The sequence below is a fragment of the Bacillus sp. GMs2/2 genome (assembly GCF_050172095.1).
GTDB lineage: Bacteria > Bacillota > Bacilli > Bacillales > Bacillaceae_G > Bacillus_A > Bacillus_A cereus.
The window spans coordinates 1-10,110 of sequence record NZ_JBNLYE010000153.1 but is presented as its reverse complement, the minus strand read 5'-3'; the positions used below and the strand labels follow the sequence as shown (position 1 = coordinate 10,110).

The following is a 10,110-nucleotide window of genomic DNA, read 5'->3' as shown; positions in this document are numbered from 1 at the left end:
GAGTAATCACTTCCTACTGGTTTTTTTCTGTTTCAAGGAGCTGTTGTGAGAGCATGTTTTAAGTTATAGATAGAGGATATTATCATTGAGAAGAGAAGGTTTAAATAAGGAGATGAAAATGGTTTCGTTTATCAGGAGGTAGTTACTTCGGATATAACAGACTTGGTTACTTTTTAGAAACAGCTTTTGTAATATATTTTGTACAAGCTTTTGGAGAGAGTGAAGCACTGACTTTTTTGGAACAAACATAATTTGAAAAGTAGTGTAATGGGTTGGTTAACGAAATGAATAAGATGCAATAGGGGGTAAAGATGATGAAAATATATTTAAAAATAGTTATGTTATTTTTGGTGTTTACATGTATGTTTGCACTAGCCGCATGTAAAGAGACAGACGAAAAAAAGGAAACAAATCCAACCTCGGAAAATAATAAAAATGAACAAAGTAATTTTTCAGAAGAACAGAAAAATCCTGAAGCAAAACCAAGCAATGAAAAAACAACAAAACCATCGCCTGGCCCAGATTCGAAAAATAGAACACTTAATCAAAAATCAATTAACCACGTTAAAGATTTGTTTGAACTCGCAAAAGAAGGAAAAGTACCTAATGTACCATTTGGAGCCCATACAGGGGATATTGAAGAAATTGAAAAAGCGTGGGGGAAAGCAAATAAAACCGAATATGCAGGGAACGGAATGTACGCAACTTTTACAAATAAAAATATTGTTTTCGGATTTAATAAAGGGTCACAAGTTTTTGATGTACGCTCATATCATGCAGAACTAAAATTGATTACATTACAAGAAATTGAAAAAGCATTAGGAAAACCATCTTCAGTTAAAGAGAATGGTGAAGATAAAATATATGTATACAAAGTAAATAACCAGTATGAGCTGAAATTTGTCATTCCAAAATCGACTGGTAAGGTAGATCATATTTCTGTATTTTCACCAGAGGATAGTATTAATAAAATGGCAGGATAAGAAATTAAGTGATTTCAAAAACACCTCACTTTCCTTAAATGAGGTGTTTTTAGTTGTAAATAAGGAACGTCTCCTGCCATATAAAACATACTTTCATACGCGAAATACTTCACTTTTGTTTTTTAATATTCATCCAATAAGAAATATTGATCTACTGAAAAAGTAGTAACCTATAAATTATGTGTAGGCTGGTTCGTGATTTTTTTACGTTCTAAATTTTGAACAAACAGTGCTTGAACAATACCTCCAATTAATAAGAAACTAGCACAAATATAAAACAGCATACTTCCATTTAACTTACTTAATAAAACTGCACCAATAACTGGTCCGCACGTTCGAGATATATCCCAGTGTATACCGTAAATTGAAAAATATAAACCACGTTTATTGTGAGGTGCAATTTCTGAAACGAATCGTAATAAGTGGTTTAGAGCAATACTTTCTCCAATGACTAAAAAGAGTAAGGTGAAGAATAACGACAATATCGTCGTTGAATAACTAAAGCCAACTGCAGCTATTGTATAGCAGGCGTAAGAAATAAGGATGATTTTCGCCATAGAAAATCGTTCAGACCATTTTACGAGGAAGATTTGTAGTATGATTTCCAAAATGGCTTTGCATGTTGAAATAAATGCGAGTATGAATACGAGATTAGGAAATACATGTTCTGCAAAAATACGATAATTCGTCTCAGTTTGTGCATAAAAAAAGCTAATAGGAAGTGTAGAAACCATAAGACCGAATATAGCATAGTGTTTAAAAATAAATTGCTTTGGTGAACTTGCCTCAACTGTTTGTTTCGACTTACTCATAGGTGGAACGGTTTCTGGGAGCTGGGTCCAAACAACAACGGCATATATCGTAAGGGTTACACTTTGCACGATAAATAAATATTCTGGGTGAGTATTATAAAAACATGCACCGATTAAAGGGCCGACTACGGATCCAATTGCTCCCATCGTTTGTAGGAGAGCAAAAATTTCTGCTTGCTGCTCTTGTTTTGTTAAATCAGCAATTTGTGCACGCTGAGCTGGAATGTATAAGGAACGCCCAATACCATTAATGACATATAACAGTGCAAATATAAAAACAGATTGAGCGAAAACGAAACTGCCGATTGCAACACCTTGTAGTAATAATCCGAGTAACATAATCTTTTTTCGGCCATATTTATCAGTAATTCCTCCAGCAATAAGTGTAAATAAAATGTCTGAAAGTGGCTGTAATCCGAAAATTAGCATAGTTATTATTACATTGCCGTTTAACATTTTATTGACGTAAATAATCATAATGAGAGCTAACATAGATTCAGTCGTTCGGGTTAATAATTCACCACACAATCTAATAAAAATAGGTTTATTGTAACGAAGTAAGAGATAATTCAATATTAATTCCTCCTTTCTATATTGAAATGATAAGATGAAAGGAGAGTTGGAAAAAGGGTAGAGACTATAGGGAGGATTTTTCACCTTTTAGGGGGAGTATGATGTTTATTTTAGATCAATACATTGAACTATGGATTGCTTATGGAAAAGGAAAAAAAGAGGGAGAACGATTGGAAGTAACAGTGCAAAATATATCTGGTACATTATTTTGTACAGAGCGCAATAGTAAGTTAATTATAAAAAAATTAGATGAGTTAAATTGGATCAAGTGGTTTCCAGGTCGCGGCAGAGGAAATCGGTCTAAGTTAATATTTCAAAAGCACCCGATATCTTTAATTTTAGATAGAGGAAAAGAAATAACGAAAAAAGGGGATGTGAAAAGCGGAAGTATATTTGTGGAACGCTATAGCTCACATTTTCCATCAGTAAAGGGAGAATATCATTCCTGGGTGGATTCAATATTTGGTCATAAGGTTGAAATGACATCTGAAGGGAGAAGAGATGTACTCCGGTTGCAAGTACAAATGAATTTAGATATCACATTAGATCCTGTATACGCTACAATGCGCTCAGAATGCCATATGGTAAAACATATATTCGACACACTCGTGTATGTAGACGGTAATACAAACATTATAGAGCCAAGACTTGCATTTCACTGGGAATATAATGACGCTGAAAAAATATGGACGTTTTACTTACGAAAAGGAGTTCACTTTCATAATGGAAAACAACTTACTGCACATGATGTTATATACTCGTTGAATCGATTTATAAAGCTGGAAAATAATGCACACGTATGGATGTTACAACACGTTGAAAGTATCCGTTCAGTGGATGACTACGTTTTCGAAATTCAATTACATACAGAAAATCGAATGTTTTTACATATGCTAAGTGCAGAACAGTGTTCTATCGTGAATGAAGATGAAGCAGGAGGGCTAATTGGAACCGGGCCTTTTCAATTATATAAAAGTAATGAAAATCTGTTCATTTTAGAAGGACATCCTTTATATTTTCGTGAAAGACCTTTTTTAGATCGTGTTGAGTTGTGGAATGTAGAACAAGGTGTAGGTACATACGATGTTTTAGTAAAGGCGCAGTATAAAGATAAAGAAAAACATAATAAAGAATTGTCTCGGCTTGAGTCGAACGTGACATATATAACATGTAATCTTACGAAAGAAGGACCAATGCAAGATGAGTTATTTCGGAAAGCGTTATATAACATCATTCATGGTTATACAATCGTTCAAGAACTCGGCGGAGAACGTGGAGAAGTGGCAAAAAAACTAATATTAGCAGGTGAAAGCATTGTAGAGATTGAGGAAGATGTAGAAAGTTTAATTAAAAGGAGTACTTATCATAATGAAGTGCTACAACTCTACACATTTACAGGACGAGATCATGTTGAAGATGCACAGTGGATACAAAAAGAGTGTGCGAAATATGGGATTCGTGTAGAAAATAATTTTCTTGATATAGAAGAGCTATTGGAAGTAAGTACGATACAAAAGGCCGATATGATGCATGATAGTGCCACAATTAGTGAACGAATAGAAGATAGTCTATTATATATGTTTCTTACAAAAAATAGTTTTATTCATGGACAAAGCAGCATGGACTTTCATGAAAAGTTGTCTCCTTATTTTAGACAAGAAGAATTAGAGAAAAGAGTTACACTGTTACGTGATATCGAGGATACTTTGTTACGTCAAATTCATATTATTCCTTTATATCGTAATAAACAAGAGGTAAGTACACATGAAAAAGTTCAAAATATAATGATTAATTCACAAGGTTGGATTGATTTTTATAATATTTGGTTTAAGTCTTGATATATAAGGGCTTTTGCACATTTTCATAAGGTGTGTAAGAGCCTTTTTTGTATGTAGGAATAGGTTTGTTTTACACATTGTTACGCTACTTGTGATAAAAGTTTATTTACAGCGTAACAGTGTTATGTTACATTATTATCAGGAAGGAGTGTTATACAGTTGAGTACAGATTTAATTTCAAAAAAAGATTTATTAGAACTAACTGGTATTTCATATGGACAGTTATATAGGTGGAAAAGAAAAAATTTAATTCCGGAAGATTGGTTTGTACGAAAATCAACGTTTACAGGTCAAGAGACATTTTTTCCGAAAGAAAAGATATTAGAGCGTATCGATAAAATCCAAACGATGAAAGAGGATTTATCACTTGATGAACTAGCTAACATGTTTTCACCGAGTGTGAGAGAAATTCTTTTAACAAAGGAAGACATTTTACGAAAGGGGATTGCATCAGAACCAGTTTTACAATTTTTCATAGAACAAACGAATAAAAGAGCAGATTTTCAATTTGTAGATATTCTTTATGTGTACATGTTAGAAGAATTACTACAATCAGGAGAGATTAGTTTAGAAGAAGGAAAAATGGTCTTGCAAGTTTTACGTGAAAATTATGAAGCAATTAAACATAAAACTTGTGACTTAATCATTGTCCGAAAGTTAGGGATTTCTACATGTTTATTAGTTTCAAACGTGGACGATTTAATTTTTGAAAAAGGCACCAAAATCGTTTTACGCGAAGCGATTATGAAATATACCGAAGCATTAAAAACTAAATTGTTGTAGTGGAGGAGAAAGTATGCGTACAGATAATTTGATTATAAATGGTTACGGTTCATCGAATGGTGGCGAGTTTCATAAAGTGCAATTAAACGGAAAAGGAACTGTGAATGGAAATGTTGAATGTGAGCAATTTGAATGTAACGGTTACGGTGCAGTTACTGGCGATTTGAAAAGTAGCAGTGCACGAATTAGCGGATCTGGTAAAGTTGGTGGCACAGTTCAAGCTGAAACGATGCGAATTGATGGAAAAGCAACAATTACGCAAAATGTAAAAGCAAACAGTTTGAAAATTGCAGGAAAAGGTACGATAGGTGGAAATGTCACTGGTGAAGAATTTAAAGTCAATGGTCAAGCTACAATTGACGGTAATTGTGAAGTGGATACTTTTTCTTCAGAAGGACAATTTACAATCGGTGGTTTATTAAACGCAGATGAAATTAATATAAATATTCACGGTACATGTCGAGCGAAAGAAATTGGTGGTCAAACGATTAAAGTAAGACATAGATCAGGTACATTTAGTAGGCTATTTAAAACAGTGTTTGGCTTGCAGTTAGAAGCTGAACTATTAGAAGGTGACAATATCGATATTGATTATGCTCACATAAGAACAGTAAGAGGAAACAATGTTACAGTAGGAGCAAACTGTGAGATTGAACTGATTGAATATACTGGTGTTCTTACTGTTGATAAAAATGCAAATGTAAAAGAAATTAAGCAGGTTTAACGGAAGGGAGAAATCAGTATGGAACATCCACATAGTCTGACAGTAAATGGTTCTGGTAATTCAGCAGGCGGAGATTATAATAAAGTGAAGATTCGCGGTGAAGGAACAATTACGAATGATATGAGTTGTAATGAGTTTAAAACGTATGGAACGAGTGATGTACGCGGTAATGTGAAAGTGAAAAATTATGTCGTGTATGGAGATAACGAAGTACAAGGAAATGTAGATGCGGAATATGTAAAAGTATATGGTAATACACAAATTCATGGTGATGCTCATATTGAAAAAACAAAAGTTAGAGGTATGATAAATATTGAAGGAAAGTTTTCAGGTGATTTCGTAGATGTAAAAGGTGCTTTAAATGTAAAGGGAGATATTGAAGTAGAAGATTTATCATTAACTGGTGGTCTTGAAAGTGATGGATTACTTAATGCTGAAAATATTGAAATTTCACTTCGTTATGAAGGCAGTAAGATAAGAGAAATTGGTGGTAAAAAAATTACCGTTCGTAAAAAAGCGAGATTTATTCCTTTTACTAGTCATGCTGGGAGCCTCCAAACTTCGATTGTTGAAGGAGATGATATCTATTTAGAACATACGATCGCTGAAGTTGTAAGAGGCAACAACGTCACAATTGGTCCTGGATGTGAAATTAGTGTTGTAGAATATCATACTAGTTTTAATCAAAAAGGTAATGCAGTCGTAAAAGAACATAAACAAATATAAGTAGTATGAGGGAGAGCAAGAGATATGGTTGAGAAGAATAATAAGCTCGGCTTTGTTGTGGCGGGCTTATTGCTAGGTATTTTAATGGCATCGATGGATAATACCATTGTCGTAACGGCGATGGGAACAATCGTTGGTGACTTAGGAGGCCTCGAAAACTTTGTATGGGTCGTTTCTGCCTATATGGTCGCAGAAATGGCAGGCATGCCTATTTTCGGTAAGCTATCAGATATGTATGGTAGAAAAAGATTCTTTATTTTCGGTTTAATTGTCTTTATGATTGGTTCGGCACTTTGTGGTACTGCTGAAAATATTACACAGTTAGGTATTTATCGTGCCATTCAAGGTATTGGCGGCGGGGCATTAGTGCCGATCGCGTTTACTATCGTTTTTGATATTTTTCCACCTGAAAAACGCGGGAAAATGGGTGGTTTATTCGGAGCTGTATTTGGATTATCTAGTATTTTCGGGCCATTACTTGGCGCATATATTACCGATTACATTAGCTGGCACTGGGTATTTTATATTAACTTACCACTTGGCATTTTAGCACTTATTTTTATTACATTCTTTTATAAAGAATCACGCGTTCATAGAAAGCAAAAGATTGATTGGTTTGGCGCAATTACTTTAGTTGGTGCAGTAGTTTCTTTAATGTTTGCGCTTGAACTAGGCGGACAAAAATATGATTGGGATTCTAGCTTTATTTTAAGTTTATTTGGTGGATTCGCTATTTTAATCATCGCATTCATTTTTATTGAACGAAAAGTAGAAGAACCAATTATTTCATTTGAGATGTTTAAGCAGCGCTTATTCGGAATGAGTACAGTTATTGCATTATGTTACGGTGCTGCATTTATGTCAGCAACTGTTTACATTCCGTTATTCATTCAAGGTGTATACGGCGGGACTGCAACAAACTCAGGATTATTACTTTTACCTATGATGCTAGGATCAGTCGTAACAGCGCAGTTAGGTGGATTTTTAACGACTAAGCTGAGCTACCGAAACATTATGATTATTTCTGCTGTTATTATGTTAATCGGATTATTCTTATTAAGTACATTAACGCCAGAAACAAGTCGTGCATTATTAACGGTTTATATGATTATTATCGGATTTGGAGTAGGTTTCTCATTCTCTGTACTAAGTATGGCTTCAATTCATAACTTCGGTATGGAACAGCGTGGATCTGCAACTTCAACGAGTAACTTCATTCGTTCATTAGGAATGACACTAGGTATTACAATCTTCGGAATGATCCAAAGAACAGGTTTCCAAGATCAATTAGAAGAAGCATTTAAAGGGATGAGCGGGGGAATGAATACAAAATTAGGGGATTCAAGAGCCATTTTATCAGAATCGGCAAGATCTCAAATCCCTCCGCAAATATTAGATAAGATTATTGACGCTCTTTCTAGTTCAATTGTTCAAACATTCATGTGGGCATTGGTACCAGCTGGATTAGCATTCATGTTCATTTTCTTTATGGGAAATGAGCGTATGGTAATTAAGAAAGAACAAATGAATAAAAAGAGTGAAACATCAAAAGCGTAATGAAAAAGCTCCTTTCCAATTGGAAAGGAGCTTTTTCGTATGTACGGTGTTAGATTAGCCTTCGATAATTTCGTATTCTTCGTCTGCAAGTAATAAAATTTGCGTTTTCTTGCCTTTGTTTTGAACTTCGATTACATCGTATGCGCCTAAGTCTCTTACTTTGCTTTGAGAAGCGTTAACCATAACTTCAATAGAATCAATTAAGATATCTTCTTCAATATATGATTCAGGCAATGCCATATCTTCAGTATCTAATACACACGCATATAGATTTTGTAAATTTTCAGCAGTTGGGTTTTGTTCCTCAACATCAATGATATTTTTTACTGCATCCATATTTTCTTCTTTTGCTTGGTACACTTTAATTTTAGCCATAATTTTAATCTCCTTTATAACGTAATCGTAGAGGCTACACCTCATTATAACGTTTTTTTTATGAAAGATGAAATTGTTATATGTATTTATAGTAAAAATTATGTGTCCTTACTCAAAATTGGTGTGATTTCCATATAAATGTACGAGTAGGTAACGATAATGTTACGTTAAAGTTATATTGTCCAAGCTTTTCTTATTTTCTTCCTATATGTATGTAGTAGCAATTCTATATAGAGAAGGGATGGAGTGTAAGTGGGTTGTGAACCGAGAGTTTCTAGAGATTTTGTTCAAGTACCTGAACTGGTAGGTTTTCGATTACTTTTATCACATCCAGCTGGAGACCCTTTAAACTACGGATTATTATTTATTAATTTTCCTGATACGATTTTTATTTTTATATTGGCATCAAGCGGATACCTTGCCATTTCGAACTGTTTAAAAATAGAGGGCGGAACTGGTGATGCCGAAATAGAAGAGATGAAAAAATGATAGAGGATGACGATAATACGTACAAGTCAGTTGTTAAATTGACTAAAGTATATAAGAACGGTGAGACGGAATCTTTTATTTATAAAAATGAGTTATAATACATGTATTTAAATGCACCCTCAAACTATTGTTGAGGGTTGTTACATAATTAATTATGTTGGTCCTTCAAGCCATTTGTTAACGAGTAAGAAATATATTTATTGTTGACTTATTTTATAGGTTGATCATTTCATAGTTAGTAGATGTTATAATCATTTTATGTTTACTGATATTTTATAAATATTCGAAGTTTCAATTTAATAGTCAATTGCTTTTATGATGAACAGGTGGGTGTGTATATGAATACGAATTATGGAGCGCTCATGAAAATGTTAAGAGTGGTTGATTCTAAAGAAGGCGGGAATGTAAATGATATATGAAGCGAATATACATACAAGAAAAAAACTAGTTTCTATGTTTGAGGATTTCAATAACGTTGTTTTACTTTCTTATTTACAAGGGCATATGGGTACTGCTTGGGTAAATGATCTTGAAAATCCAACAGTAGCACAAGTTACGGTAGGAATTTTTACATTTTACGCTGGAGACCCAAATACGAAAGAAACAGAAGAGTTATTACGTAATATTCCAGAAAGAATTTTAGTTATCGTAAATAGTGAAGAGTGGAAACAACGCTTAGAAACATTCCATGAAAGAAAAATAGATAAGTTTTTACGTTATAAATTCAAACGAAATCCAGAAGTTTTTAATCGTTCAAAATTACAATCTTTTATATCAGCACTTCCAAAAGAATATGAGTTAAGAAGAATAGATGAGCATATCGCAAATAGCCCCAAATTACATAAGATATCTGAAGATTTTACAAGTCAATTTCATTCGATAGAAGATTATATAAACCGTGGTATAGGTTATAGCATTTTATATAATGGAGAAGTTGTATGCGGTGCATCCTCCTATAGTATTTATAATGATGGGATTGAAATTGAAGTTGCGACTGATCACAATCATAGAAGAGAGGGTTTGGCAACTGTAGTTAGTGCAGCTATTATATTGGATTGCTTAGAAAATGGAAAGTATCCAAACTGGGACGCAGCGAATACTACATCTGCTAAACTAGCAGAAAAGTTAGGATATGAATTTGATAAGGCATATGATACTTATTTTGTAGATAATAGATGAGTGAAGGAGTTACATACTAAAAAATACATGCGCCCTAGTACGTAAGTCTAGGGCGCATGTATTAGTTGGTA

The 10,110-nt window shown here is 33.8% G+C and carries 9 protein-coding genes and 2 pseudogenes; 9 read left to right on the top strand and 2 right to left on the bottom strand.

Going from position 1 to position 10,110, the window contains the following annotated elements; translation table 11 throughout:
- Positions 1-116: 116 nt before the first annotated feature.
- Positions 117-288: pseudogene (locus ACQGS6_RS17710) on the top strand (aminopeptidase); the annotation flags it as partial.
- Between the two features lie 23 nt (positions 289-311).
- Positions 312-983, top strand: coding sequence for a YjgB family protein (locus ACQGS6_RS17705; RefSeq protein WP_009327068.1), 672 nt, complete (start codon positions 312-314; stop codon positions 981-983).
- 170 nt (positions 984-1,153) lie between these two features.
- Here ACQGS6_RS17705 and ACQGS6_RS17700 read toward each other — a convergent pair whose 3' ends face one another.
- Positions 1,154-2,368 carry an MDR family MFS transporter gene (locus ACQGS6_RS17700; RefSeq protein ID WP_001108458.1) on the bottom strand — a complete coding sequence of 405 codons (1,215 nt, stop codon included), beginning with the start codon at positions 2,366-2,368 and terminating at the stop codon, positions 1,154-1,156.
- Positions 2,369-2,469: 101 nt separating this feature from the next.
- On the opposite strand from ACQGS6_RS17700, the gene ACQGS6_RS17695 reads away from it, so the two are divergent.
- The 5 genes from ACQGS6_RS17695 to ACQGS6_RS17675 all read left to right on the top strand — a co-directional run bounded on the left by ACQGS6_RS17695 (position 2,470) and on the right by ACQGS6_RS17675 (position 7,996).
- Entirely contained in the window at positions 2,470-4,206 is a 1,737-nt protein-coding gene (locus tag ACQGS6_RS17695; RefSeq protein WP_098537172.1) for an SgrR family transcriptional regulator, read from the top strand.
- A gap of 159 nt (positions 4,207-4,365) precedes the next feature.
- Positions 4,366-4,989 (top strand): YhbD family protein, encoded by a 624-nt coding sequence (locus ACQGS6_RS17690; protein WP_000102244.1) that lies wholly within the window; start codon positions 4,366-4,368, stop codon positions 4,987-4,989.
- Positions 4,990-5,002: 13 nt separating this feature from the next.
- On the top strand, positions 5,003-5,713 hold the full coding sequence (locus ACQGS6_RS17685; protein WP_001258386.1) for a polymer-forming cytoskeletal protein: 711 nt from the start codon (positions 5,003-5,005) through the stop codon (positions 5,711-5,713).
- 18 nt (positions 5,714-5,731) lie between these two features.
- Positions 5,732-6,439: a hypothetical protein gene (locus tag ACQGS6_RS17680; protein WP_000400909.1), complete on the top strand. Its 708-nt coding sequence runs from the start codon at positions 5,732-5,734 to the stop codon at positions 6,437-6,439.
- Between the two features lie 24 nt (positions 6,440-6,463).
- A complete protein-coding gene (locus ACQGS6_RS17675) occupies positions 6,464-7,996 on the top strand; it encodes an MDR family MFS transporter (protein WP_098537175.1) in 1,533 nt (510 codons plus the stop codon).
- A gap of 54 nt (positions 7,997-8,050) precedes the next feature.
- On the opposite strand, the gene ACQGS6_RS17670 is transcribed toward ACQGS6_RS17675, so the two are convergent.
- On the bottom strand, positions 8,051-8,371 hold the full coding sequence (locus tag ACQGS6_RS17670; protein ID WP_001062727.1) for a hypothetical protein: 321 nt from the start codon (positions 8,369-8,371) through the stop codon (positions 8,051-8,053).
- Between the two features lie 261 nt (positions 8,372-8,632).
- On the opposite strand from ACQGS6_RS17670, the pseudogene ACQGS6_RS17665 reads away from it, so the two are divergent.
- Positions 8,633-8,958, top strand: a pseudogene (locus ACQGS6_RS17665) (BC_2878 family exosporium-associated protein); the annotation flags it as partial.
- Positions 8,959-9,268: 310 nt separating this feature from the next.
- Positions 9,269-10,039, top strand: a complete 771-nt coding sequence (locus ACQGS6_RS17660) for a GNAT family N-acetyltransferase (protein ID WP_000638734.1) — start codon at positions 9,269-9,271, stop codon at positions 10,037-10,039.
- Positions 10,040-10,110: the final 71 nt, after the last annotated feature.

Bases quoted from the DNA above. Each gene is read 5' to 3' on its own strand.
- ACQGS6_RS17705 (WP_009327068.1), top strand. From the start codon at position 312: ATGATGAAAATATATTTAAAAATAGTTATGTTATTTTTGGTGTTTACA.
- ACQGS6_RS17695 (WP_098537172.1), top strand. From the start codon at position 2,470: ATGTTTATTTTAGATCAATACATTGAACTATGGATTGCTTATGGAAAA.
- ACQGS6_RS17685 (WP_001258386.1), top strand. From the start codon at position 5,003: ATGCGTACAGATAATTTGATTATAAATGGTTACGGTTCATCGAATGGT.
- ACQGS6_RS17680 (WP_000400909.1), top strand. From the start codon at position 5,732: ATGGAACATCCACATAGTCTGACAGTAAATGGTTCTGGTAATTCAGCA.
- ACQGS6_RS17675 (WP_098537175.1), top strand. From the start codon at position 6,464: ATGGTTGAGAAGAATAATAAGCTCGGCTTTGTTGTGGCGGGCTTATTG.
- ACQGS6_RS17670 (WP_001062727.1), bottom strand. From the start codon at position 8,371: ATGGCTAAAATTAAAGTGTACCAAGCAAAAGAAGAAAATATGGATGCA.
- ACQGS6_RS17660 (WP_000638734.1), top strand. From the start codon at position 9,269: ATGATATATGAAGCGAATATACATACAAGAAAAAAACTAGTTTCTATG.